This is a genomic window from Kangsaoukella pontilimi, from assembly GCF_009830125.1.
GTDB classification, from domain to species: domain Bacteria; phylum Pseudomonadota; class Alphaproteobacteria; order Rhodobacterales; family Rhodobacteraceae; genus Kangsaoukella; species Kangsaoukella pontilimi.
On the sequence record NZ_WUPT01000002.1, the window covers coordinates 719786 to 741086 of the forward strand.

Genomic DNA, 21301 nt, shown 5'->3' on the forward strand with positions numbered 1-21301 from the left:
GCGAAGGATCAGTCGGTCTCGGACTTCAGCTTGTCCGACTTCTTGCGGACGATGACGCCCCTGAGATCGTGCATGGCCAGGAGAAGGGCATCGGCCACCTCGTCGATCTCTTCCGGGGTTGCGCGCTGCTGCATCCAGAGTGCGGTCAGGTTCAGCCGGTCGACCATGCGCCGGGCATCGTCGAGATCGCGCGCGCGAAGTGTTTCCTTCCTCTCGGCGACCCATGCATCGATGCCGGCTCGCTCGTCGTCCGTGATCTCCCGTTCGCCATGCGGCTTGATCTCACCGTTGCGGATATTGACCACGGCGATCTGATCCATCTCGATCCGGCGGTTGCGGCTCTCGGTATCCACGCGAAACACCTGGGCACCGTTCTCGCGGATGCGGAAGTAGAGCTCGGGCAGGGCGGAGTCGCTCATTTCAGGCCCGCGCAGAAGGATTGAATGCGGCGGCAGGCGTCTTCCAGCACCTCGTCCGAGGTTGCGTAGCTGACGCGGAAATTGGGCGACAGGCCGAACGCCGCGCCGAAGACCACGGCGACGCCGGTGTCTTCAAGAAGGGCTGTGGCGAAATCCTCGTCGTTCTCGATCTTCTTGCCGGCCGGCGTCGTCTTGCCGATGCAGCCGGCGATGGACGGGTAGACATAGAACGCGCCGTCGGGCACGGGGCAGGTCACACCCTCAGCCGCGTTCAGCCCCGCGACGACAAGGTCGCGGCGGCGGAGGAACACATCACGGCTCATGGGGATATAGTCCTGCGGGCCGTTCAGAGCCGCTACGGCTGCCCATTGACTGACCGAGCAGGGGTTGGACGTGGACTGCGACTGCACTTTTCGCATCGCCTTGATCAGTTCGGACGGCCCGCCCGCGTACCCGATCCGCCAGCCGGTCATCGCGTAGGCCTTGGAGACGCCGTTGACTGTGAGTGTCCGGTCCTTGAGCGCGGGAGCCACCTGTGCAGGCGTGCGGAACTCGAAGCCCGGAAAGGCGATGTGCTCGTACATGTCATCGGTCAGGACCCAGACATGGGGATGACGCTCCAGCACATCGGTCAGCGCCCTGAGCGCGGCCTCGTCATAGCCCGCGCCCGTGGGGTTTGAGGGCGAGTTGAAGATCAGCCATTTCGTCCTGGGCGTGATCGCGGCCTCAAGCTGTTCGGGCGTGATCCGGTAGCCGGCGTCCAGCCCGCCCTCGACGATCACCGGCTCGCCGCCGGCCAGTTTGACCATGTCGGGATAGCTGACCCAGTATGGCGCGGGGATTATCACCTCGTCGCCCGGGTTCAGCGTGGCGACCAGAGCGTTATACAGCACCTGCTTCCCGCCGGTGCCGACCGTGATGTCGGCCACCGGATAGTCGAGGTCATTATCGCGCAGGAATTTGTCGCGGATAGCGGCCTTCAGCTCGGGGATGCCGTCCACCGGCGTATAGCGCGTTTTTCCTGCGTCGATGGCGGCTTTTGCGGCCTCACGGATATGTTCGGGCGTGTCGAAATCAGGTTCGCCGGCACCAAGGCCGATCACGTCGCGCCCCTGCGCCCGAAGCTCGCCCGCCAGAGTCGTGACCGCGATGGTGGGTGAAGGTTTGACGCGGTCTAGTGTCGCAGAAAGGAATGACATGGTCGTGTCCGTGAAGAAGTCTACGTCGCTTTGTCATAGGTAGTGGGTATCCCACCCGCAAGCCATTAGGAACGTACCCATGACCGACACATCAGACGTGAACTGGTATTCCAACGACGCGGCCACTTTCGGCGACCGCATCGCAGCAGCGCGCGAAGGGCAGGGACTGAGCCAGAAGGACCTGGCCAAGAAACTCGGCGTGGCGACGAAGACGCTGGATGGATGGGAGAACGACCTGTCCGAGCCACGTGCGAACCGGCTTCAGATGCTGGCCGGTCTTCTGAACGTGTCGATGCCGTGGCTTCTGACCGGCGAAGGCGACGGGCCCGATGGCCCTTCCGATTCGGGCGAACCGCTTGAGCTTCGCGAGGTGATGGCGGAGATGCGCATGCTGCGGACCCAGATGAGTCAGGCCGCCGATCGCATCGGCGTCCTCGAAAAGCGCCTGAGAACCGCAGTAGCCGACAGCGCCGCATGACAGAGGACCGAAAGACAAGGGAAAAACGGCTTTCGATCCGCTCGTGGCGGCGCGGCACCCGCGAGATGGACATGCTTCTCGGGCCGTTCTCGGACGCGCGTCTGGCGACGCTCGACGATGCGACGCTGGACCTCTACGAGGTCATGTTGTCGGAGAACGATCAGGACCTTTACCAGTGGGTCAGCGGTCAGGCGCCTGCGCCCGATACGTTCAGCAACCTTCTGGATCAGGTCCGGGCCTTTGCGGAAGACACCCACACGATCCGCAAGTCCTGACGATTTTCTGCGATTTCGTTATGCTTTAACCGAATTTTGGCATTTTTCGGCGATTTCCTTCTGAAAGCGAGCAGAAGACGAGACCCGAAATGAGCATGCATCACGCGATCACCGACGCGCCGCCGACAAGCTATAAGGTGGATTATCTGAACAGTCTCAGCCTGATCGAGCGGCTGCATCGCCTGCTGCTCGACGTCATCAAGGACGAGTTCGAGCGTCTGGGATTTCTGGAAATCAATGCGGTTCAGGCGCTGCTTCTCTACAACGTCGGCGACAACGAGGTGACGGCGGGCGAGCTGAAATCGCGCGGCTACTACCAGGGCTCGAATGTCTCGTACAATCTCAAGAAACTGGTCGAGATGGGGTTCATGCACCACCAGCGCTGCGAGATCGACCGTCGTTCGGTTCGGGTGCGCCTGACCGACAAGGGGCGGGAGGTCTGCCGGATCGTGGACGAACTTTTCGAGCGGCAGGCGGACGGCCTTGCGAAGGACCCTATTGTCGGTGACGGGCACCTGCGCGACGTGAACGGTGCCCTGGGGCGAATCGAACGCTTCTGGGGCGATCAGATCCGCTACATTTACTGAGGGCGCGGCGTTGTCGTCCGGTTCAGGACGGTTCTGAACGGGGCAGGCCGGGGCAGCGCCCCCAGCGGCAGCGTCGCCAGTTCGCGCAAGAGCTTCAGGTGCATGGCGCGCGCATAGTCATCGAAGCCCATCGCCACCTCGGTAAAGGCGCCGGGGCCATAGATGATGTTGTTCTCGAAATAGTCGCGCAGTCCCTGAATGCCGCTTCCGGACGTGTCATAGGTGACGAGGAAATCCGGCGCCACCACCAGAGCATTTACCTTCATCGAGCCCAGCTCGCCGCCTCGGCGTAGCCGTTCGGGAATGGGCCAGTCGTTGTTCTTGCCATCGGCCGAGACGTCGAGCGTCTGGTCCCAGCAGGCGGGCGCATTTTGGAAATGCCGATAGGAGAATTCAAGCGCGGCGCCCAATCCGGTGGCCTCGGGTGCGGGCATCCGCTGCCAATTGCGAAGCGCTGCGATGACCCGGTTCAGGCTTTCGGAGTCGGTCAGCAGAACCCAGTCCTGCACCACCTTCTGGTAGCTGGCCGAGGACCATTCGAAGATCGACAGCGCGACCGGCGCCTCCGGCATGGCAAGAAGAACTCGGCGCACCTCGTTATCGTCGAGCGCGCTGGCAACGCCTTCTATCTGCAGAGCGTATTCTCGTGCGTCGACCGAGCCAGAGACATCCAGCGCGAGCAGCAGAGCCAGACGGCAGGCGGCGTCGGCAAATCCGGGCCAAAGCGCGACGAGCGCGATGGCCGCCAGCCGTCTCACCGGCGCGAGCCCACGACCATCGCCGCGACCTCACGTTCGAGCTTTCGGCGCATGGCCCGCTCGAAATCGGCGTAGTCCTGCGCCTCTTCCACAAAGGCGCCGGGACCGCGGATCACCTCGTTCCGATAGTAGTCCACCATCTCGTCCAGCGTGACGCTGCCGCCGATGGCAAGCGCGTTCACCGTCACCCCGTCGAGCGGGAAGTTCCGGTAGGCCAGTTCCGGCTTGAACCCCTCGTTGTTGCGCCCGTCGCCCGAGACATCGATCACCTGCCGATCGCAGACAGGCGCTTCCTCCAGAAGCGAAGCTGCATGGCCGAGCGCATAGCCGAGCGCCGTTGGAAAGCGCGTCTCGCTTCGGGTAGAGGCTGCCACCTCCTCGGCGGCCGCGACCAGATCGGCGGGACCGCGAATCTCGCGCCAGGGCAGGATCGTCGTCTGCCGCCAGCGACCGCTCCACTCGAAGGCCGCCAGCGCCACGGGGCGCGGATCGCTGAAGAAGGCGGTTTGTACCTCGGGCGAGATCAGGGCCGAGGCCAGGCCGTTCCGCTGAAGCCGGTCCTCGTTCGCGTCCACCGACGACGAAACGTCCACCGCCAGCAAAAGCGCCAGCCGGCAAGCAGAGGCCGGCGCCGGCAGGGCCAGCGCCAGAGACAGGGCTATCGCAGTTAGGCGGATCACCAGTGCCCGGTGTTTTCCATGCTCGCCCAAGGCTCTTGAGGGGCAAGGGAATCGCCCTTCTGCAAGAGCTCGACAGACACGTTGTCCGGCGAGCGGACAAAGGCCATGTGCCCGTCGCGGGGCGGACGATTGATGGTCACGCCGGCATCCATCAGCTTCTGGCACATGTCGTAAATGTCATCCACGCGATAGGCGAGATGCCCGAAATGGCGGCTGTCCGACGGCAGCCCGTCATCGCCGTCCCAGTTATAGGTCAATTCGACATCCGCGCGGCCATCGGCCTGATCGGGCGGGCACATGAAGACCAGCGTGAAACGGCCCTTCTCATTCTCGGTCCGGCGGCGTTCAACCAGGCCCAGAAGCTCGTAGAACGCCTTGGATTTCTCGAGGTCCTTCACGCGGACCATGGTGTGCAGATACTCAATTCCCATCTCGGGGCTCCTTCGCAGTCGTTCGGCCCGCCTGAGCGGGCTTTCCAAAAGGGTAGAGCGTGCGGGCCGGTTTGACGAGGGGCGCGCGGATCAAAACCGCGAGACGAGAGTCATACCAAAGGACAATTCATTCCGGTCGTAGATGTCCACGTTCGACCAGGTGCGCCGACCCCGGACAGACGCCTGCGGCACGAAACCGTAATACTGCGCCTCGGGCCATGTGGCCCCCACGTCGATCGTAAGCGAGCGGTCCTGCCGGCCGCCCGGCGTCGAGAGCCACTTGTGATAGTTCCGGTTTTCCACCGACACCCGCAGTGTCGGCTCGATCGGGCCCACGCGCCCGAAGTTGCGATCCGCCCGAAGCGTCGTCGAGAACAGGTCGACCGTAGCACTGTCGGACCAGACATTCCGCACAGCCAGACCGGCGCCCCAACTGCCCGCGCCTTCGACCGGCTGGCGGTAGTCGACGGAGAGGCCGAGCGCCTTGGAGCTGTTGATGTCGCTGTCCAGCCGGGTCTCGTCGCGCAGGTTCACACCGAAACTCAGACCGCGGCCTTCTTCCAGCTGTACGATCTGGTTCGCGGTCACCTCGGTCCAGCGGGCCAGCTTTTCGCCGCCGTACCAGCTTTGCCCGAGCAGCGCGGTGATCGAGGTGGGGCCGGTCTCGGGCCAGATCAGGCGCTGATGCCGGATGCCCGCGATGATCGTGCCATAGTCGAAATCCGAATTCTCCGAGGCGGGCGAGGCCTCTTTCGCCGCGGAATCCAGCCAGACTTTTCGGAAATAGAGCTCGCCCAGTGCCTGGGTGCGCTGCGTCTCGGATTCGGAGAGCCTGTAGGCCAGCGACACGCCCGCCGTCGCCTCATAGCCACCAAGTTGCTGGCCGCTGTCGTCGAGACGGAAGGGCAGACCGCCGAGTTCGATGACCGTGGTTTCGGCGCCGTTATTGACGTTGTTGGAGGGCCGCACGCCAAAGCGAAGCTGAACGCTGAACGGATTAAGGCGCGTCACCTGCCGATAGGCATTGGCCGTCACCGCGCGCTGGCGGTCGTTCTGGGCCGCCTGGTCGGCGCGCCGCAGCCAGATTTGCGAGCGGGTATAGTTCTCGTCCCGCGCGTGAAGGTCCGCGACCAGCATTGCCGCATCGAAGCGAAGCGCGGGATTGTCGGTCTTCCGATAGGCCCGCGCGCCCGCGTCCCGCGCCATTTCCAGATCGCCCGCCTGCCGCGCCAGAATGGCGCGGATCATCAGCATCTCGGCATCGTCGGGGGTCTGGGCCAAAACGGCGTCGGACAGCGCTTTGGCAAGCGGAAGATTGCCCTGTGTCAGGGCCTGCCGCGCGACAAAGCGCGCCTGAGCCGCGTTCAGCACCACTTGCTGCTCTTCTTCGGACGTCTGAGCGATAGCCTCATCAGCGAAGATGACAACGAATGTAGTTAGTAAAAAGAGGGCCGCATGAGCGGCCCTGCTGAAATTTCTCATGACATTTCCCGTCGAAAGTGAAATCAGGAGCCGAAGTCTTTCTCGGCAATAAACGTCCCGACTTCAATCAAATCTACATCCGGGAAGCCATCGTCGGAACCGCTCACCTCGAAGCCGCCGCCGATAGTCGGTGCGCCTTCGCCTCCTGCAAACACGCCCCAGTAGGTTCCGCTCCATTCCTCACCGTCATCGGCATCAAATCCGATGGCATTGCCTTGGAACGCACCTGCGGTAATCGGCGTGGAATCATCAAAGATAAGGCCATTAAGTGCCTCACCTCCGACGGTCGTCCGATTGGTGACCCACCCTTTCACGTAACTATCCGTAAAATCAACCCACAGGTCCACGTCCCCGGACGTCTGTTGGTTCGCGCCGCCGCTCGGCCCGAGCGTGATCAGAATACCTGCATATTGACCCGAATAGGTCGCAAGCTGGTTCTCGGGAAGATTTCCGGCTTCGTTCAAAACGTAGAAGACGCCGCCATATCCGCGGTCACGATAGCCGTCCATGACCCTTGATTGACCGACGCTTATGCTGCTGTCAGAGGCCGTCGCAAACAAAGCCAGATAGTTGTTGAAAGGCGTAGCATCGACGCCGAACTCGTCGTTCACGAATGCCGCGTGACCTGCGAGGTCAACGTAGCCGCTCGATGTCGTCCCGGCATAGACATAGGTCGCGCCATCAGGGGTTTCGTCGAAAGGCGTTCCCTGAATCTGAACGATGTCATCGGTCAGATCGCCAGGCGTTCCTCCATCATTATAACTGACGGCCAGCAAGGTTTCGTTGCACACGAACGCACCTTCACAAGTGTCGGAACCGGGTAGCACCGTTGCGTCGGTGCCGGTACCGCCACCTCCACCACCGCCGCCATCACCACCGCCGCCGCCGCCACCGCCGCCGAGATCGCTGTCGCCCGATCCGCCGCACGCCGCCAAAGCCAGCATCGACGTCGTCGCCAAAAGGATATGAAATTTCATCTGCTCTACTGCCCTTTAAAGGTTATTTTGGGCGAATCCTCGCAGAACCTGTGGATAAGTCAATATTTCTGTCCCCCCGCGTGCCTCATCGGCAGAAATGTCCCCGCTTCGCAACATATGGGCGCATATTGCGGTTCACGGGGCTGACCGCACTAGATAAGGTGTCCGGGCGACTCGTTTGACCTAGGGGGGACCTCATGCCGCTGACGCCCGAACAACAAGCCGAAATCGACGACCTCCGGGCCAGCCCGCGCCCCACGCTGCGTGCCGTGTCCGAGGGGATGGAGGCGCATCTCTACACCGCCTATCCGGTGCTCGATCACGGCTTCGTCCGGGTCATCGACTACATGGGCGACGACGCCGCCATCACGCAGGCCGCCCGCGTCAGCTATGGCAAGGGCACCAAGGCCGTGTCCAATGACGAGGGGCTGATCCGCTACCTCATGCGGCACTGGCACTCGACCCCCTTCGAGATGTGCGAGGTCAAGCTCCATGTGAAGCTGCCCGTCTTCGTCGCGCGCCAGTGGATCCGGCACCGGACCGCCAACGTCAACGAATACTCCGCCCGCTACTCGATCCTCGACCGCGAGTTCTACATTCCCCGCGCCGAAGACCTCGCCGCGCAATCCACCGTCAACAATCAGGGCCGGGGCGAGGCGCTGACCGGCGCCGAGGCCGAACGCGTACTCGAATACCTCAAGGGCGACGCCGCGCGCTGTTACGACCACTACGAGGAGATGATCGGGCAGGAGGGCCAGCAGGGCCTCGCCCGCGAGCTTGCCCGCATGAACCTGCCCGCCAACATCTACACCCAGTGGTACTGGAAGGTGGACCTCCACAACCTCTTCCACTTCCTCCGCCTCCGCGCCGACGCCCACGCCCAATACGAGATCCGCGTCTATGCCGAGGAAATGTGCCGCCTCGTCAAGGACTGGGTTCCTTACGCCTACGCGGCTTTCGAGGACTACCGGATGGGCGGCGCGACGCTCTCCTCTAAGGCGATTGACTGCGTAAGGCGTATGCTCAAGGGTGAACAGGTCACGCAGGAGACCTCGGGCATGAGCAAGGGGGAATGGCGGGAGTTCATGGGAGTGGTTGAGGGGTGAAGGAGTTATTTGGACAACTTCGCTAGCTTTGCTTTTTTCAGTAAGTGCTGAGCAAAAACAATGAGTTCTAACGCGGTTTCTGCTTCTTCGACCCAATCGAACTCATGTGCTGTTGGATTGCGAATTCCAAGCATCGCTCCGGCATACAAACGATGATAGCCTTTTTGTTCATCGTCCTCTGACTTGGTTGTCCGAGAAGTCCATACTAGTTTAGGCTTTGAAGGAGAAAAAACCTCCTCCATTAGTGCTGTTCCCGAACCTCTTGGCCTTTTAGCCTTCTCCGAGACGAAATTGTCGATTGCTTTGAAAGCTTCCGAAACAGACAAATTATAGTATCCCGAAGCAAAAAGGTCGGATGAGACCGAAGCAATTTCTGCTTCGGTGATGAGAGACTGAAACAATACAATCTCTTCTCTTGTGTGGCTATCCGTTGAGGTTCCAATTGCTGTCTTTGGCTCGCTTGCTTCGACCGAAGACTTGGTTACACCGATATCCCGAAGGGCTTCCTGGAATTCCTGCAACTCCCTAATTTGCATCTCAGTAGAGGTACTTTCTCATTGACTGGAATATCTTCTCAATTTGTTCATTGCTCGCATCGGCGCTGATATGAATCTGAACATTAACGTTCAACGGTATTTCTTTTGATGAAGAAATGCTGCTATCCTCTTTTTGTGCGGATATATGGGCATCATTTGGCTTCGTTTTGGGCTTTGCAGATGCTATAGTTGGCGTGGCCTTTTCTTGCTTCTGATTGGTGGTGAGCGGTTCTCCCGGCTCAGGTGACGCAATCATTGCAAAGGTTGCAGCCTTGTTATTCGCCGAGCCAGAGCCGAGTCCATCAAGCATGAACCACTGTTTTGCCTTCTCTCTATCAACAGATTTCGTATCTAAAGTCTGAAGGAGTTCGTCTGGGTAAGCATGTGAAAGGATGCCTTGAACAGCGTCACTGTATGTCTCGTCAATTCGCCATTTGAGCGCTAATTCAGACGGCTTTCCATCCTCGTCCACCATTCCAATCTTTTGAAGTTCCCTCAAGTACGCCTTGGCTGCCGTTTCTTGCACTTCAAATCGTACTGCCAGCATTTTGGGTGTAAGTTGGACGGAAGGTTTTGAAATTAGTATTTCACGAAAGCCCCACCAAATAGGCTTTGGAAGCTGGGGATAATTTTTTTGTTCGCTCATAATAGGCCCATGAATTTCCTCTGATTGGATGGCAGGATAGGTTGCAACCGTGAGGCGAGCAAGTGATTACGACGTATACTCTTCTGAGACTCATGTTCCAAAGCGCAGCCCCCCGAAACCAAACCCCCACCCCCCGCGTTCCTCCCCCAAAGGAGCCACGCCCATGCAAGTCCTCACCCTCTACGCCGTCACCGCCGTCATCTTCCTCGCCCTCGACGCGGTCATGCTCAACACCGTCATCGCGCCCATGTTCCGCGAGGCGCTGGGCGATCAGGTGCTGGACAGCCCGCGCTTCGCCGCGGCGGCCGTCTTCTACCTGTTCTATGTCCTGGGCCTGCTGATCCTCGTCTCATGGCCCGCCTTCCGGGACGGCGACATCGTCCGGGCGCTCTGGCAGGGCGCGCTTCTGGGGGCGGTCGCCTATGGCACCTACGAGATGACCAACTACGCCACGCTCCGTGACTGGCAGCCCCACATGGTCGCCACCGACTGGGCCTGGGGTACGGTCCTGATCGCCGTGTCCTCGGCGGGAGGCGTATGGGCCACGCGGGCGCTCTTCGGCCCGGCCTGAGGCGTTTGGGCGGCCACGGTCCCCGGCTGACGAACATGCCGGAGCATACCTGCGGCTCCGCCCGTTCGCGCCTCGATCCCGTGATCTGCAGAAGGCGGATCGCGTGGGGGGCCGCCGGACCGATTGCCGCCTGCGGCGGACCGGCGCCCAGCCTGCGACACCCCGTCCCTCTGCCAATCCGCGCGGGCCGCACTCTCTTCCCCTGTCCAAGCAGACGAAGGAAGGGAACCCACATGCTTCAGAACCTCGCCGCCCTCGGCCTGATCCTCGACAGCCCCGCCACCGCAAAGGGCCGCGCCGCCCATGATGCGGGCGCGGGGACAGAGGCCAACCCCTTCGAGCAGAGCACGCGGCTCCACACCGAATGGCTCTTCGGCTGGAAGGACGCCCGCCGCCACGCCGCAAACCGGCTCGAAGACCCGGCCCGCCCCGCACGAAAGGCGGGCTGAGCCCGGACTATTCGCCCTGACCGGACTCGTAGGTCTCCTCGACATAGAGAATGTTCCGCATCGGCACGATCTTGTCGACGCGGCCCAACTCGGTCTGAGTGCGGAGCTTGATGAAATTGTCGCCGACCTCGACCAGCTGGCCATCCAGCACGCGGTCGGCGGCGGTGGCCTCGTTCTCTTTGAGGATAAAGCGATAGCGATAGCCCTGGGGCAGGGGGAACCGGATTTCACGAATGACGGGCATGAATGACCTCTCTTCTGTAATGCCGTGAGCATGGCCCGCGATATGCGCGTCTGTCAAAAGCCGGGTGACGCTTCACATTTCTGCCGTATTCTCCCGTCACCTTTCGGGGTAAATGAACGGCAGGGGGCCGCATGACGCTCCTCAACAAACTCTGGGCCATCGGCACCTTCGGCGTGGGGCTCTATCTCGGCGGCGCGGTGATGCTGGGTTTCACCCCCGGCCTTCAGTCGGGCATCGGCCTTTTCGAGCGCCTCGGCGCCGTTTTCGTCAAGGTCTCGGCCGAAATCGGCCCGTTCCTGACCGGGCTCGGGATCATCGTCCTCGGCGGCGTCCTCGGAGTGCTGAGCCTCTTCAGCGATCTCCGCGACGGGACCGGTCCCTTCGTCGATGGTGACGGCGGCGACGGCGACTGACCTCTCCCCTTCGCCTGTTCGAAAATATCCCGGGGGAGGGCCAGAGGCCCGGGGGCGGAGCCCCAAATCGCTGGCATCGGAGCCGCGATCCCGCTAGCCTCGCGCTCATGAAACCCCACATGCTTCTCCCCGCTCTCGTCCTGTCCGCCTGCGCCGGTGCCGTTCAGGTCGGCCCCGCCGCGCCGGACACAGACCCCGTCGTCATCGGGACCGGTACGGGCGCCTCGCCCAATACAATCGTGGTCTATCGCGGCGCTACCTTCGGCCCGGTAACCAACGCGCTCACCAACCCCGCGCTGACGCTTGACGGGCGGTCGGTCGGCACCTGCCGGGTGGGGGCACCGCTGGTGGTGCGGGTGCCGGATGGAACCTGGGAAATCGGTGCGATCACCGGAAGCGGCACGATCAGCCGTGCCGTGACGGTCTCGGGCGGGGAAACCGCTTATCTGCAATGCGGGACCGAGGCCAGCCTCGCCCTTGGGCCAAGGCCCGACCTGCAACCCGTGTCGGTCGAAACCGGCCAGCGTCAGGCCGGTCTCTGAAGTCCAAAAGTCAGATCGCCTTGAGATCGCCCGCCATCTGGCGGCCGTCCCGGCCCTCGATCAATTCGAAGGCGACTTTCTGATTGTCCGCCAGCCCGGTCATCCCGGCGCGTTCGACGGCAGAAATGTGAACGAATATGTCCTTGCCCCCGTCATCGGGGGCGATAAACCCGTAACCCTTTGTGGTATTGAACCATTTCACGGTGCCAGTCGGCATGATAGCTTCCTTCGCGATAGTCTCCGCCGCGGTAGCCGGCGGCCGTCAAAGCCGCATCGCGGATCAGACAGGCCGCGCGTCATGCAGTCGCCAGATGCCCGATGCGCAATTGACTCTGGCCTCGTTGGCCAAAAAAACAAGGAAAACATTCGTGACAAGGCGATTCCCGGAATGATCACGCTTTACGGACTGAAGACTTGCGACACCTGCCGGAAGGCATTGAAGGCGCTTGAAGCGGGGGCGCCGGGCCCCGTCACCTTCCGCGACATCCGGGCCGAGCGTCTGACCGCCGCCGAGCGCGCGCGGTTTCTGGGCGCTTTCGGTGAGAAGCTGGTGAACACCCGCTCGACCACCTGGCGCGGTCTGGACGAGGCGGAGAGGGCGGGCGATCCGGACGCGCTCCTAGAGGCGCATCCGGCTCTGATGAAGCGGCCGGTCATCGACGGGCCGGGCGGCCTGACCCTTGGCTGGGACAAGGCCGCTCAGGCCGCACATCTGTCGACTTAAGCGGCTGCCTGCCGCGCGGCATCCCGGCCATCGGCGCGACCGCTCAGCAGGCGGTCGACCGACAAGGGGCCGCCGCCCCGGAAGACGAGGTAGAGCAGGACGAAGACCCAGAACGCGCGCTGGTCCAGAATGATGCTGTCCGGCATCCGATCGAACCAAGCCCCGAGCGTGCCTTGTGCGATCCCGCCGTGGCCGAACAGGTCGACCCAGCTTTGGACCACGATAAAGCCGATCATGCCGAGCGCCGCGAGCCGCGTGAAAAGGCCCAGCACGATGGCGAGCGGCAGCAGGAACTCCGCCCATGTGCCGGCGACGACCACGGCCCAGTGAAACGCGCCGAGCGCCGAAAAATCATAGCCCGCAGCCTCGACCGTCTTGGGGAAGATCTGGATATAGGCGCCGTCGGAGGGGAACAGAAAGCCGAGCGGGCCGTCCCCCAGCTTGGTCGCGCCGGAATTCCAGTAGTAGAGAAGAAGCGTCGCCGCGAAGACGAAGCGGGCGAGTGTCGTCATCACCGGCACCGTCAGGCGTTCCAGCCCGCCGAACAGGCCGTCATGGATTTGGGTCAGGGCGCGGATCATCGGACATCTCCCAGGTCGGTGATGGCGCCATGGCTCATGAGCAGCGCCAGGATTGCGGTCAGGTCGGTATCGGGCGTGGCCTCGGCCGCCGCCTCTACCGCGCCGCCGAAGGATGCGCCCGACTGAAGCGCCTCCAGAAACGCGCCCCCGCCCGGCGGCAACAGGACGGGAACAGGGTCATACTCGGGACGGAAAACGGCTACATCCTCGGCGGCCATCGCGGGTTTGGGCGCACCGTCTTCTGTGTTGAACCGCCAGATCGCATGGACGGGCCAGCGCGACCGGATCAGCCGAAAGGACGGCGCCAGCGTCACGCGCCGCGCCATAAGGTCTTCGGGCGCGAGCGCCCCGATCTCGGCGGGTGCCACGGGCGCGGCGTCGGCGGCGTGATAGCTCTCTCTTAGTGCCAGTTCCAGCCGGGCGACATCGGGCAGGTATCCTATGCCGGCGGTCGGTCCAAACGCGGCGAGAAAGGCAGGCATGTCGCTGCCGTAAAACATCATCACGGGCGAGCGAGGCGGATGCTGGCGCAGAAACGCGCCGGCCAGCAGCTTGAAATTCGCCGCGCCCACCAGCTTCGCAACAACCGGAAACGCTGTTTCCAGCGCCTCCGTCAACGAAAAGGCAACGTTGTTGCGGTAGACGTCAAAGCGTCGACCTGCTGGGGCGCCGGCCCCGTCGCTCAATCCCTCGGGGCGCGGGGCCGTCGCATCCAGAAGGGCGGTGCGAAATGTCGTCTGGTCGACGATCACGACGCCACCAGGCTCAGCGCCTTGGCCGCGCGGGCGGCTTCGGCTTCGAGGACGGGCCACTCGGGCACGTCATTGTCCCATTCGACAAGCGTGGGGCGCGGACCGGATTTCTCGAGTGTTATCGCCAGAAGGGTCCAGACAGGGTCCGCGATCTCGCGTCCGTGGCTGTCGATCAGGAGGGGTGCGCCATGGTCATCCTCATCCTCGTCATGTCCGCCAAGATGGATCTCTCCAACCAGGTCCAGCGGAAAGGCCTCGATATAGCTGACGGGATCGGTGCCGAGATTGGTGGCGCTGACAAAGACGTTGTTCACATCCAGAAGCAGCCCGCATCCCGTACGTCGCGCGACTTCCGCCAGGAAATCGGTCTCGGACATCGTGCTTTCGTCGAAGGCCAGATAGGAAGACGGGTTCTCCAGCAGCATCCGTCGGCCCAGAACCTCTTGCACCTCGTCGATGTGATCGGCCACGCGGGCAAGCGTCGCCTCTGTGTAGGGCAGGGGAAGAAGATCGTTCAGAAAGGCGCTGTCATGGGTCGACCACGCCAGATGTTCGGAAAAGCTGGCCGGGTTCAGCCAGTCGCACAGGCGCTTGAGTCGCGCGAGGTGGTCAGGGTCGAGTCGCCCCTCTCCGCCGATAGACAGGCCGACGCCATGGACGGAAAAAGCGAAGCGCTCGGCAAGGTGGCGTAGCTGCGCCAAGGGCCGCCCACCGTCGCCCATGTAGTTCTCGGCGTGGATTTCCAGCCAGCGGACGCAGCCCGGATCGCTGACGATCGCCTGGAAGTGCTGCGGCTTGTAGCCGACACCGGGCGCGTCCGGCAGGCGGTCGAAACGGTGGTGCGTAGCATCTAACATGGGCGAAATCCGACAGTCAGATCGCGCCCCCGGACCGATCCGGAGGCGCGGGTGATCAAATGTGCCTTACGCGGGCAGGTCGCGCTCGAGCGCTTCCAGCGAGCCTTCGCGCTCGGTGCCATCCGCCATCGCGGGCAGCTCGATTTCGGTGCAGGTGCCGGCATCCACCAGCGTCCAGGCGTTGCCCTGATAGTCGACCGTCGAGGTGCCGGCGCAGGTGGTGCCGGGGCCGGCCGCGCAGTCGTTCTTGCCGGCAAGCGAAACGCCGTAGCACTTTTCCTTGGCCTGGGCATGGGCCGGCGCGCTGAGCGAAGCGGTGAGGGCGGCAGCGACGGCGCCGGCGACGGCAAGGGTTTTGGTGGTGTTCGACATGGAAAAACTCCTTATTCGGTATGTGTTCTATTGTTTCGTAAGCCACGTCGGGGCGGCTGTTCCCGACATAGGAGCAAAGCGCCATCACGCGCCAATCACACGCGCGTCAAACACGGCAAAGTCAGCGTCTGAAACAAATGATAAATCCGCATTTGACTAAAATCCGCGGCAATTAGAGCGCCGGATTCATGTCTGCGCAACCTCGGGTTAACGCCTGCGACCGTAACTCCCCGGCACCTGTGTTTGTGAGAGTGTTACCTACCATGAGACTTATGACGCTTGTTTTGCTGGGCGGTATGGCCGTGTTCGGCGGTCCCGCCATCGCCAATCCCATGCCGACCCCGGTCACGCTTGAGCCTATTCAGCATGCCGATGCGAGCCTGACCCTCCGCTCTGCTGACGGGCAGGAACACCGACTGGATATGTCGGCGATCGAGGCTCTTCCGACCTACCGTGTCGAAACGACCACCCCCTGGCGTGAGGAAGCCGCGGTTTTCGACGGCGTGCTGCTGAGTGATCTGCTCGGCGCCTACGGGCTCGACGAAACCGACTCGCTTCTTGTGACGGCCGAGAACGATTACACGACGGTTTTCGAGCGGATCGTCTGGCAATCCGAACCGATACTTGTCGCCACACGCGTGAACGGCCGGCCCATCTCGCGGCGTGAGCGGGGACCGATCCTTTTCGTGCTGGAGGCCGGCGCCTATGCTTCGTCCGACGTGGCGCGGGAACAGCATCTTGTCTGGATGGCGGCGCGGATCGAACCATCTGAATGATGCGTCGCCGATCCGGCATATGGTTTATCAGCCGCGAGGCGGTCGACTGGGTGCTCGATCGTCTCGCGACACGTATTGGTATCACCTCTGCCCTGATGGCGCTGGTGACACTGATCCTTTTAGCCGGATTGTCTATTCGGTCGTCCGTCGACACGGTTGTTGCCAATAGTTCAGCCTACGACCAGGCCCATGCCCGTCTGCCCCTCGTGACGATGAGCGACGTGCAGCGGGTTCAGAACATTGCCTATCTGGCTCATGTCGAAGGCAGCATGTCGGAAGAGCGCGAAGCAGAGTTTCGCGCTGCGCTGGACATGCTCTACGTGCGCGCCGATTTCTTCGGAACGGCTGTCGTCGGTTCTGTCAGCAGCCCCTCGGCAGATGCCGCGTTGGCCGGTCTGCAGGAGCTGTTGCGCATCGGCGACGAGGCTACTGCCGCCGGTTTTCCCGACATGGATGCCATGACCTTCGACCTGACTGTCGTGGGTGACGACGTTCGCGGCAATCTGGCCATATGGAACGACGAAGTGCGGCGGTTTCACCTGCGGCTGATCGATGGCAACGTCATGGCCTTCATGGAGCAGCTTGTCTTCACGCGCATCGCTCTCGCGGTGGCGGGCGTCATCGGCGTCTTGGCCCTGCTTCTTCTCAGGGCCGAAGTTCTGAACCGCCAGGCCCGCCAGCACGCCGAACGCCGCGTCGAGTTCCTCGCCTATTTCGATGGCCTGACCGAGCTTCCCAATCGCGCGGCGTTTCAGGAGCGTCTGAGCAAGTGTCTCGAAAGCGGCAGCGAGTTCTCTCTGATGCTGCTCGATCTGGACGACTTCAAGGGCATAAATGACACCTACGGTCACGTGGCGGGGGACGCCATTCTCAGCTTCGTCGCGCGGGCCATCGCGTCCACAGCAGCCGACCAGGACGGCTTCGCGGCGCGCCTCGGTGGCGACGAATTCGCGCTCATCCTGCCGTCCGAGGAACACTTCGTGCTGGCGAACACGGCCGAAAACATCCTCGACGCCGTGCGTGCGGGCCTGATGCTGCGCGGCGATTTCCTTTCCGTCAGCGTCAGCATCGGTGTTGCGCCCCGCTCTCTCGTCGACTGGGTCGAGGGCGATCCGCGCGATGCGATTGTTCGGACCGCGGATTTTGCGCTCTATTTCTCGAAAGAGAAGGGGCGGAACAGGGCGACGCTCTACGACCGTGGCCTCGAGCAACGCTATCGCCGCCGCCGCGACATGCAGGACGAATTGCCCGTCGCGATCCGGGAAGGATCACTCGACATATATTTCCAGCCGAAGGTCAGTTTGACGGATCGTGCCGTGACGGGGTTCGAGGCGCTGGTGCGCTGGCATCGGAAGGGCGGCATCGTCATGCCGAACGAATTCATTCCCCTCGCCGAGGAGAGCGGTCTCATAATCGAACTGGATCTGTTCATCCTCCGTCGCGCGGCAGAGATCATCGCAGGGTGGAACAAGGAGAACGGTGTCGCGCTTTCGGTGAGCGTGAACCTGTCTGCGCTTCATCTCATGTCAGGCAAGATCGTCCGGGAGGTTGCTGATGCGCTTGATGCGACGCATCTGCCGCCCGATCTGCTGACACTCGAAATCACTGAATCGATCGAACTGCGCGACTGGGCGCGCGTGCAGAACACGCTTCTGGAGCTGCGCCAGCTCGGTTGCCGCATTTCGGTCGAGGACTTTGGCGCCGGCTTCTCGTCGCTGGCGTATCTGCGCGCGATGAATGCAGACGAACTGAAGATCGATCAATCCCTTGTCAGCGAAATCGAGACATCAGAAGAGGCGCGCTTCATCCTCGATGCGGTCATGGACCTGGCGCAAAACCTCGCCATGTCGGTCGTCGTGGAAGGGATCGAGACCGAGGAGCAGGCTGCCGCCATCCGACAGATGGGTGGCAGCCAGGCTCAAGGCTATCTTTTTGGTCGCCCGGTCCCCGCAGAAGAGGCTCTTGCTGCGACGCGTCCGGTGGAGCTTGGGGAAACTGGATGATCCGGCCAGCCCCTCGCGCCGCCCGTACCTGATCTAGTCCGCAAGGTCGGGCGGCGTCGCCTCTTTCGACAGGGTCGCGACGATATCGTCCAGCGACTGAACGCTGGTCTGCTTTTCGCCCAGACGCCTGACCGAGACGGTCCGCTCTTCGACCTCGCGCTGGCCGATGGCCAGGATGACCGGCACTTTGCCCACCGAATGCTCGCGGACCTTGTAATTGATCTTCTCGTTCCGCTTGTCGGCCTCGGCGCGCACCCCTGCCTTGCGGAGTTTCGCCACGACCTCGTCGACATAGCCATCGGCATCCGACACGATCGACGCCACGACCACCTGCCGCGGCGCCAGCCAGAAGGGCAGCTTGCCCGCATGCTCTTCGATCAGGATGCCGATGAAGCGCTCGAACGAACCGAGCGTGGCCCGGTGCAGCATATAGGGCCGGTGCTTGGCCCCGTCTTCACCGATATAGGTCGCGCCCAGTCGCTCGGGCAGGTTGGGGTCCACCTGGAAGGTACCGCATTGCCAGGTCCGACCAATGGCATCGGTCAGGTAGAAGTCCAGCTTCGGCCCGTAGAAGGCACCGTCGCCCGGCTCAAGCGTAAAGGTCCGGCCGGTTGCTTTGATCGCGCCCTCCAGCGCGCCCTCGACATGATCCCAGCTTTCATCCGACCCCACGCGCTTTTCGGGCCGGGTGGCGAACTTGATCTCGAAATCGGGGAAGCCGAGATCCTCGTAGATATCGGCCAGAAAGTTGATGAACCGCGCGCATTCGCTCTCGATCTGCGCCTCGGTGCAGAAGATATGCGCGTCGTCCTGCGTGAAGCCGCGCACCCGCATGATCCCGTGCAGAGCACCCGACGGTTCGTAGCGGGAGCACGAGCCGAATTCGGCCAGCCTGAGCGGCAGGTCGCGATAGGATTTCAGGCCCTGGTTGAACACCTGCACATGGCAGGGGCAGTTCATCGGCTTCAGCGCGTTGATTGCCTTTTCCTTGGCATGTTCCTCTTCGACTTCGACGATGAACATGTGCTCCTGGTATTTCTCCCAGTGGCCCGACGCCTCCCAGAGCTTGCGGTCAACGACCTGCGGGGTGTTGATCTCGCGATAGCCGCCCGCGCGCTGTTTCCGGCGCATGTAGTCCTGAAGCTCGGTGTAGATGGTCCAGCCGTTCGGGTGCCAGAAGACCTGCCCCGGCGCCTCTTCCTGCATGTGGAACAGGTCCATCTCGCGGCCCAGACGGCGGTGATCGCGCTTCTCTGCCTCTTCGAGGAAGGTCAGGTATTTCTTCAGGTCGTCGCGGTTCTTGAAGGCGACGCCGTAAATGCGCTGAAGCATCGCGCGGCTGGAATCGCCCCGCCAGTACGCGCCCGCCACGCTCATCAGCTTGAACGCGTCCGCCGGGACCTGCCCGGTGTGCTGAAGATGCGGCCCCCGGCAGAGGTCCTGCCAGTCACCATGCCAGTACATGCGCAAGGGTTCGTCGCCTGGGATCGAGTCGATCAGCTCGACCTTGTAGGGCTCGCCATTCGCCTCGTAGTGCTTCACCGCGCGGTCCCGCTCCCACACCTCGGTGCGGACGTCGTCGCGGGCGTTGATGATCTCTTTCATCCGCGCTTCGATCTGTCCCAGATCCTCGGGTGTGAACGGCTCGGCGCGGTCGAAATCGTAGTACCAGCCGTTCTCGATGACGGGACCGATCGTGACCTTCACATCGGGCCAGATCTCCTGCACGGCGCGGGCCATGATATGGGCAAGGTCATGCCGGATCAGTTCCAGCGCCTGCGCGTCATCCTTCATTGTGTGAATGGCGATCTCGGCATCGGCTTCGATGGGCCATTGCAGGTCCCAGTGACGTCCGCCCACTGTGGCGCTGATTGCCTTCTTGGCGAGTGAGGTCGAGATATCGGTCGCCACCTCGGCAGGCGTCACGCCCGCGTCATAGTTGCGCGAATTGCCATCGGGGAAAGTCAGGGAAATCTGGGCCATCAGCCACGTCTCCTCGTCGGTTTGGCGCCCACGGAACGCCCGGTTGCGGGTTATGTCCGGCTGATGTGGCAGCGGGGTGCGGCCTTGTCAACGGGAACCGGCCTGGGGGATGGGCATTATTATCCCATGTCAAGAACGAGCACGATCACCGAACGCGCCTTCGATGCGGTCGCCGACACCGACCGCACAGGGGGTCTGAACGAGTTTCAGCAGGACGCCGAGCCGGGGAATTTCTTTCGCCATGCCGCGTCCCTGTCCATGACCAAAACGGCAGACGGGCTGAACGACCCCAAGCTGGTGCTGTCATGGCTTTTGACAAGCCTCGGTGCACCGGCCTTCTGGATCGGCCTTCTGGTGCCAGTCAGAGAGGCGGGCGCCCTTCTGCCCCAGCTTTTCACCGCGCCGCGCATCCACGCCATGGAGCGCCGGAAATGGGCCTGGGCGGGTGGCAGCGCGGTGCAGGGGCTCGCCGCGCTGGGCACCGTCTGGGCCGGTCTGAGCCTCGACGGTACGGCGGCAGGGATCACGATCGTCGCGCTTCTGGGCATCCTTGCGCTGGCGCGGTCGGTCTGTTCGGTCAGCTACAAGGACATCCTCGGCAAGACTGTGGGCAAGACCCGGCGAGGGACCGTGACGGGCCTTGCCTCTTCCCTGTCCTCGGCTGCGGTCATCGCCTTCGCGCTGGTCCTGATGACCGGGGTCGGGGACCGCTTCACCGTCGTGGTTGCCGCTATTGCGCTCGCGGGCGCGCTCTGGTTGATCGCGGCGGCTCTGTTCTCGACCCTGAAAGAGGGCAAGAGCGACACCAAAAAACCCGAGGCGCCCTTCCGTGCAGCGCTCGAGCAGTTGTCTCTCCTGAAAACGGCGCCAGAGTTGCGCCTTTTCATCCTGTCCCGCGGCCTTCTCGTCGGCACGGCGCTGGCGCCGCCGTTCCTCGTCGTCATGGCAAGCGACGCTGGCCAGGAGGCCTTCCAACAGCTGGGCGCACTGGTCCTCGCTTCTTCGGCGGCGGCGTTTCTGTCGAGCTATGTCTGGGGCCGTCTGGCCGACCGGTCGAGCCGTCAGGTTCTGATCCTGTCGGGGATTGCGGGCGGTGCGGCGCTTGCGCTTGCGGTTGTCTTCGACCTGTCCGGTCTCATGGGTACCGTCTGGGCCGCGCCGCTCGTCCTCTTCGGGCTGATGCTGGCCTATAACGGCGTCCGGCAGGGACGCTCGACCTACCTTGTCGACATGGGGCCATCCGACAAACGCGCGGAATATACCGCCGTGTCCAATACGGTGATCGGGGTCATCCTGCTCGCCTCCGGCCTCTTCGGTGCCGTCGCCGCCAATTTCGGCGCGGTCTGGACCGTGGCGCTCTTCGCCGCCATGAGCTTTGCCGGTGCCGCAACGGCATTCCGTCTGTCCGAGGTCCAAGCCGACTGAGCCGTTGCATCGCCCGCGCGTTCCGGCCAGTTTCG

General features: G+C 62.7%; 28 protein-coding genes. 12 read left to right on the forward strand and 16 right to left on the reverse strand.

Translation table 11 applies throughout. From position 1 onward, the window contains the following. Positions 1 to 8 precede the first annotated feature (8 nt). Positions 9 to 419: a hypothetical protein gene (locus GQ651_RS13050; RefSeq protein WP_160764681.1), complete on the reverse strand. Its 411-nt coding sequence runs from the start codon at positions 417 to 419 to the stop codon at positions 9 to 11. After that, a complete protein-coding gene (locus GQ651_RS13055) occupies positions 416 to 1618 on the reverse strand; it encodes a pyridoxal phosphate-dependent aminotransferase (protein ID WP_160764682.1) in 1203 nt (400 codons plus the stop codon). Before GQ651_RS13055 ends, GQ651_RS13050 begins: the two co-directional genes overlap by 4 nt. Positions 1619 to 1697: 79 nt before the next feature. Between GQ651_RS13055 and GQ651_RS13060 the strand changes: the two genes are divergently transcribed. The 3 genes from GQ651_RS13060 (at position 1698) to GQ651_RS13070 (ending at position 2958) form a co-directional block, all read left to right on the forward strand. Next, complete coding sequence (locus GQ651_RS13060; protein ID WP_160764683.1) at positions 1698 to 2096, forward strand: helix-turn-helix domain-containing protein; 399 nt, start codon at positions 1698 to 1700, stop codon at positions 2094 to 2096. Beyond that, positions 2093 to 2371: an FAD assembly factor SdhE gene (locus tag GQ651_RS13065; protein WP_160764684.1), complete on the forward strand. Its 279-nt coding sequence runs from the start codon at positions 2093 to 2095 to the stop codon at positions 2369 to 2371. The genes GQ651_RS13060 and GQ651_RS13065 overlap by 4 nt, the downstream gene beginning before the upstream one ends. Positions 2372 to 2460: 89 nt before the next feature. After that, positions 2461 to 2958: a MarR family winged helix-turn-helix transcriptional regulator gene (locus GQ651_RS13070; RefSeq protein ID WP_160764685.1), complete on the forward strand. Its 498-nt coding sequence runs from the start codon at positions 2461 to 2463 to the stop codon at positions 2956 to 2958. Here GQ651_RS13070 and GQ651_RS13075 read toward each other — a convergent pair. From GQ651_RS13075 to GQ651_RS13095, 5 genes are all read right to left on the reverse strand, one after another. Continuing rightward, positions 2952 to 3716, reverse strand: coding sequence for a DUF1194 domain-containing protein (locus GQ651_RS13075; RefSeq protein WP_160764686.1), 765 nt, complete (start codon positions 3714 to 3716; stop codon positions 2952 to 2954). The two genes, GQ651_RS13070 and GQ651_RS13075, sit on opposite strands and share 7 nt — an antisense overlap. Next, entirely contained in the window at positions 3713 to 4426 is a 714-nt protein-coding gene (locus tag GQ651_RS13080) for a DUF1194 domain-containing protein (protein WP_227258166.1), read from the reverse strand. The genes GQ651_RS13075 and GQ651_RS13080 overlap by 4 nt, the downstream gene beginning before the upstream one ends. Beyond that, complete coding sequence (locus GQ651_RS13085; protein ID WP_160764687.1) at positions 4393 to 4827, reverse strand: VOC family protein; 435 nt, start codon at positions 4825 to 4827, stop codon at positions 4393 to 4395. The genes GQ651_RS13080 and GQ651_RS13085 overlap by 34 nt, the downstream gene beginning before the upstream one ends. A gap of 90 nt (positions 4828 to 4917) precedes the next feature. After that, the gene (locus GQ651_RS13090; RefSeq protein WP_160764688.1) at positions 4918 to 6309 is read right to left on the reverse strand and encodes a tetratricopeptide repeat protein; all 1392 of its coding nucleotides are present in this window, start codon (positions 6307 to 6309) and stop codon (positions 4918 to 4920) included. Positions 6310 to 6332: 23 nt separating this feature from the next. Continuing rightward, positions 6333 to 7286 (reverse strand): hypothetical protein, encoded by a 954-nt coding sequence (locus GQ651_RS13095; RefSeq protein WP_160764689.1) that lies wholly within the window; start codon positions 7284 to 7286, stop codon positions 6333 to 6335. 197 nt (positions 7287 to 7483) lie between these two features. On the opposite strand from GQ651_RS13095, the gene thyX reads away from it, so the two are divergent. Then, entirely contained in the window at positions 7484 to 8392 is a 909-nt protein-coding gene (gene thyX, locus GQ651_RS13100) for an FAD-dependent thymidylate synthase (protein WP_160764690.1), read from the forward strand. A gap of 5 nt (positions 8393 to 8397) precedes the next feature. Here thyX and GQ651_RS13105 read toward each other — a convergent pair whose 3' ends face one another. Both GQ651_RS13105 and GQ651_RS13110 read right to left on the reverse strand, forming a co-directional pair. Then, the gene (locus GQ651_RS13105; protein ID WP_160764691.1) at positions 8398 to 8928 is read right to left on the reverse strand and encodes a TIGR02391 family protein; all 531 of its coding nucleotides are present in this window, start codon (positions 8926 to 8928) and stop codon (positions 8398 to 8400) included. 1 nt (position 8929) lies between these two features. Further along, the gene (locus tag GQ651_RS13110) at positions 8930 to 9574 is read right to left on the reverse strand and encodes a DUF5343 domain-containing protein (protein WP_160764692.1); all 645 of its coding nucleotides are present in this window, start codon (positions 9572 to 9574) and stop codon (positions 8930 to 8932) included. A 163-nt stretch (positions 9575 to 9737) separates the two neighbouring features. Between GQ651_RS13110 and GQ651_RS13115 the strand changes: the two genes are divergently transcribed. Together GQ651_RS13115 and GQ651_RS13120 are read left to right on the forward strand one after the other, a co-directional pair. Continuing rightward, positions 9738 to 10145 carry a DUF2177 family protein gene (locus GQ651_RS13115; RefSeq protein WP_160764693.1) on the forward strand — a complete coding sequence of 136 codons (408 nt, stop codon included), beginning with the start codon at positions 9738 to 9740 and terminating at the stop codon, positions 10143 to 10145. A gap of 233 nt (positions 10146 to 10378) precedes the next feature. Further along, on the forward strand, positions 10379 to 10594 hold the full coding sequence (locus tag GQ651_RS13120; protein ID WP_160764694.1) for a ribosome modulation factor: 216 nt from the start codon (positions 10379 to 10381) through the stop codon (positions 10592 to 10594). Between the two features lie 7 nt (positions 10595 to 10601). On the opposite strand, the gene GQ651_RS13125 is transcribed toward GQ651_RS13120, so the two are convergent. Then, positions 10602 to 10838, reverse strand: a complete 237-nt coding sequence (locus tag GQ651_RS13125; protein ID WP_160764695.1) for a hypothetical protein — start codon at positions 10836 to 10838, stop codon at positions 10602 to 10604. Positions 10839 to 10969: 131 nt separating this feature from the next. Here GQ651_RS13125 and GQ651_RS13130 point away from each other — a divergent pair, with 131 nt between their 5' ends. Continuing rightward, the gene (locus GQ651_RS13130; protein WP_160764696.1) at positions 10970 to 11251 is read left to right on the forward strand and encodes a hypothetical protein; all 282 of its coding nucleotides are present in this window, start codon (positions 10970 to 10972) and stop codon (positions 11249 to 11251) included. 119 nt (positions 11252 to 11370) lie between these two features. Then, positions 11371 to 11793 carry a hypothetical protein gene (locus tag GQ651_RS13135; RefSeq protein ID WP_160764697.1) on the forward strand — a complete coding sequence of 141 codons (423 nt, stop codon included), beginning with the start codon at positions 11371 to 11373 and terminating at the stop codon, positions 11791 to 11793. Between the two features lie 10 nt (positions 11794 to 11803). On the opposite strand, the gene GQ651_RS13140 is transcribed toward GQ651_RS13135, so the two are convergent. Then, positions 11804 to 12010 (reverse strand): cold-shock protein, encoded by a 207-nt coding sequence (locus tag GQ651_RS13140; RefSeq protein ID WP_160764698.1) that lies wholly within the window; start codon positions 12008 to 12010, stop codon positions 11804 to 11806. A 171-nt stretch (positions 12011 to 12181) separates the two neighbouring features. Here GQ651_RS13140 and GQ651_RS13145 point away from each other — a divergent pair, with 171 nt between their 5' ends. Next, positions 12182 to 12517 (forward strand): arsenate reductase family protein, encoded by a 336-nt coding sequence (locus GQ651_RS13145; protein ID WP_227258167.1) that lies wholly within the window; start codon positions 12182 to 12184, stop codon positions 12515 to 12517. Here the strand turns inward: GQ651_RS13145 and GQ651_RS13150 are convergent. The 4 genes from GQ651_RS13150 to GQ651_RS13165 all read right to left on the reverse strand — a co-directional run bounded on the left by GQ651_RS13150 (position 12514) and on the right by GQ651_RS13165 (position 15079). Further along, on the reverse strand, positions 12514 to 13095 hold the full coding sequence (locus GQ651_RS13150) for a DoxX family protein (RefSeq protein WP_160765165.1): 582 nt from the start codon (positions 13093 to 13095) through the stop codon (positions 12514 to 12516). The genes GQ651_RS13145 and GQ651_RS13150 overlap by 4 nt on opposite strands. After that, positions 13095 to 13850 carry an HvfC/BufC family peptide modification chaperone gene (locus tag GQ651_RS13155; protein WP_160764699.1) on the reverse strand — a complete coding sequence of 252 codons (756 nt, stop codon included), beginning with the start codon at positions 13848 to 13850 and terminating at the stop codon, positions 13095 to 13097. The genes GQ651_RS13150 and GQ651_RS13155 overlap by 1 nt, the downstream gene beginning before the upstream one ends. Then, positions 13847 to 14707 (reverse strand): MNIO family bufferin maturase, encoded by an 861-nt coding sequence (gene bufB / locus GQ651_RS13160; protein ID WP_160764700.1) that lies wholly within the window; start codon positions 14705 to 14707, stop codon positions 13847 to 13849. The genes GQ651_RS13155 and bufB overlap by 4 nt, the downstream gene beginning before the upstream one ends. 66 nt (positions 14708 to 14773) lie before the next feature. Then, complete coding sequence (locus GQ651_RS13165) at positions 14774 to 15079, reverse strand: BufA1 family periplasmic bufferin-type metallophore (RefSeq protein WP_160764701.1); 306 nt, start codon at positions 15077 to 15079, stop codon at positions 14774 to 14776. 263 nt (positions 15080 to 15342) lie between these two features. On the opposite strand from GQ651_RS13165, the gene GQ651_RS13170 reads away from it, so the two are divergent. Continuing rightward, complete coding sequence (locus GQ651_RS13170; RefSeq protein WP_160764702.1) at positions 15343 to 15855, forward strand: hypothetical protein; 513 nt, start codon at positions 15343 to 15345, stop codon at positions 15853 to 15855. Then, complete coding sequence (locus GQ651_RS13175) at positions 15855 to 17858, forward strand: putative bifunctional diguanylate cyclase/phosphodiesterase (protein WP_160764703.1); 2004 nt, start codon at positions 15855 to 15857, stop codon at positions 17856 to 17858. Before GQ651_RS13170 ends, GQ651_RS13175 begins: the two co-directional genes overlap by 1 nt. A 33-nt stretch (positions 17859 to 17891) precedes the next feature. Here GQ651_RS13175 and thrS read toward each other — a convergent pair whose 3' ends face one another. Beyond that, entirely contained in the window at positions 17892 to 19841 is a 1950-nt protein-coding gene (gene thrS / locus GQ651_RS13180) for a threonine--tRNA ligase (RefSeq protein ID WP_160764704.1), read from the reverse strand. A 126-nt stretch (positions 19842 to 19967) separates the two neighbouring features. Here thrS and GQ651_RS13185 point away from each other — a divergent pair, with 126 nt between their 5' ends. Continuing rightward, positions 19968 to 21266: an MFS transporter gene (locus tag GQ651_RS13185; RefSeq protein ID WP_160764705.1), complete on the forward strand. Its 1299-nt coding sequence runs from the start codon at positions 19968 to 19970 to the stop codon at positions 21264 to 21266. The last annotated feature ends 35 nt before the right edge of the window (positions 21267 to 21301 follow it).

Excerpts from the sequence above, each read along its gene's own strand:
- GQ651_RS13050 (WP_160764681.1), bottom strand. The coding sequence starts at position 419 with ATGAGCGACTCCGCCCTGCCCGAGCTCTACTTCCGCATCCGCGAGAAC.
- GQ651_RS13055 (WP_160764682.1), bottom strand. The coding sequence starts at position 1,618 with ATGTCATTCCTTTCTGCGACACTAGACCGCGTCAAACCTTCACCCACC.
- GQ651_RS13060 (WP_160764683.1), top strand. The coding sequence starts at position 1,698 with ATGACCGACACATCAGACGTGAACTGGTATTCCAACGACGCGGCCACT.
- GQ651_RS13065 (WP_160764684.1), top strand. The coding sequence starts at position 2,093 with ATGACAGAGGACCGAAAGACAAGGGAAAAACGGCTTTCGATCCGCTCG.
- GQ651_RS13070 (WP_160764685.1), top strand. The coding sequence starts at position 2,461 with ATGAGCATGCATCACGCGATCACCGACGCGCCGCCGACAAGCTATAAG.
- GQ651_RS13085 (WP_160764687.1), bottom strand. The coding sequence starts at position 4,827 with ATGGGAATTGAGTATCTGCACACCATGGTCCGCGTGAAGGACCTCGAG.
- GQ651_RS13090 (WP_160764688.1), bottom strand. The coding sequence starts at position 6,309 with ATGAGAAATTTCAGCAGGGCCGCTCATGCGGCCCTCTTTTTACTAACT.
- GQ651_RS13095 (WP_160764689.1), bottom strand. The coding sequence starts at position 7,286 with ATGAAATTTCATATCCTTTTGGCGACGACGTCGATGCTGGCTTTGGCG.
- thyX (WP_160764690.1), top strand. The coding sequence starts at position 7,484 with ATGCCGCTGACGCCCGAACAACAAGCCGAAATCGACGACCTCCGGGCC.
- GQ651_RS13105 (WP_160764691.1), bottom strand. The coding sequence starts at position 8,928 with ATGCAAATTAGGGAGTTGCAGGAATTCCAGGAAGCCCTTCGGGATATC.
- GQ651_RS13110 (WP_160764692.1), bottom strand. The coding sequence starts at position 9,574 with ATGAGCGAACAAAAAAATTATCCCCAGCTTCCAAAGCCTATTTGGTGG.
- GQ651_RS13115 (WP_160764693.1), top strand. The coding sequence starts at position 9,738 with ATGCAAGTCCTCACCCTCTACGCCGTCACCGCCGTCATCTTCCTCGCC.
- GQ651_RS13120 (WP_160764694.1), top strand. The coding sequence starts at position 10,379 with ATGCTTCAGAACCTCGCCGCCCTCGGCCTGATCCTCGACAGCCCCGCC.
- GQ651_RS13125 (WP_160764695.1), bottom strand. The coding sequence starts at position 10,838 with ATGCCCGTCATTCGTGAAATCCGGTTCCCCCTGCCCCAGGGCTATCGC.
- GQ651_RS13130 (WP_160764696.1), top strand. The coding sequence starts at position 10,970 with ATGACGCTCCTCAACAAACTCTGGGCCATCGGCACCTTCGGCGTGGGG.
- GQ651_RS13135 (WP_160764697.1), top strand. The coding sequence starts at position 11,371 with ATGCTTCTCCCCGCTCTCGTCCTGTCCGCCTGCGCCGGTGCCGTTCAG.
- GQ651_RS13140 (WP_160764698.1), bottom strand. The coding sequence starts at position 12,010 with ATGCCGACTGGCACCGTGAAATGGTTCAATACCACAAAGGGTTACGGG.
- GQ651_RS13145 (WP_227258167.1), top strand. The coding sequence starts at position 12,182 with ATGATCACGCTTTACGGACTGAAGACTTGCGACACCTGCCGGAAGGCA.
- bufB (WP_160764700.1), bottom strand. The coding sequence starts at position 14,707 with ATGTTAGATGCTACGCACCACCGTTTCGACCGCCTGCCGGACGCGCCC.
- GQ651_RS13165 (WP_160764701.1), bottom strand. The coding sequence starts at position 15,079 with ATGTCGAACACCACCAAAACCCTTGCCGTCGCCGGCGCCGTCGCTGCC.
- GQ651_RS13170 (WP_160764702.1), top strand. The coding sequence starts at position 15,343 with ATGAGACTTATGACGCTTGTTTTGCTGGGCGGTATGGCCGTGTTCGGC.
- GQ651_RS13175 (WP_160764703.1), top strand. The coding sequence starts at position 15,855 with ATGCGTCGCCGATCCGGCATATGGTTTATCAGCCGCGAGGCGGTCGAC.
- thrS (WP_160764704.1), bottom strand. The coding sequence starts at position 19,841 with ATGGCCCAGATTTCCCTGACTTTCCCCGATGGCAATTCGCGCAACTAT.
- GQ651_RS13185 (WP_160764705.1), top strand. The coding sequence starts at position 19,968 with ATGTCAAGAACGAGCACGATCACCGAACGCGCCTTCGATGCGGTCGCC.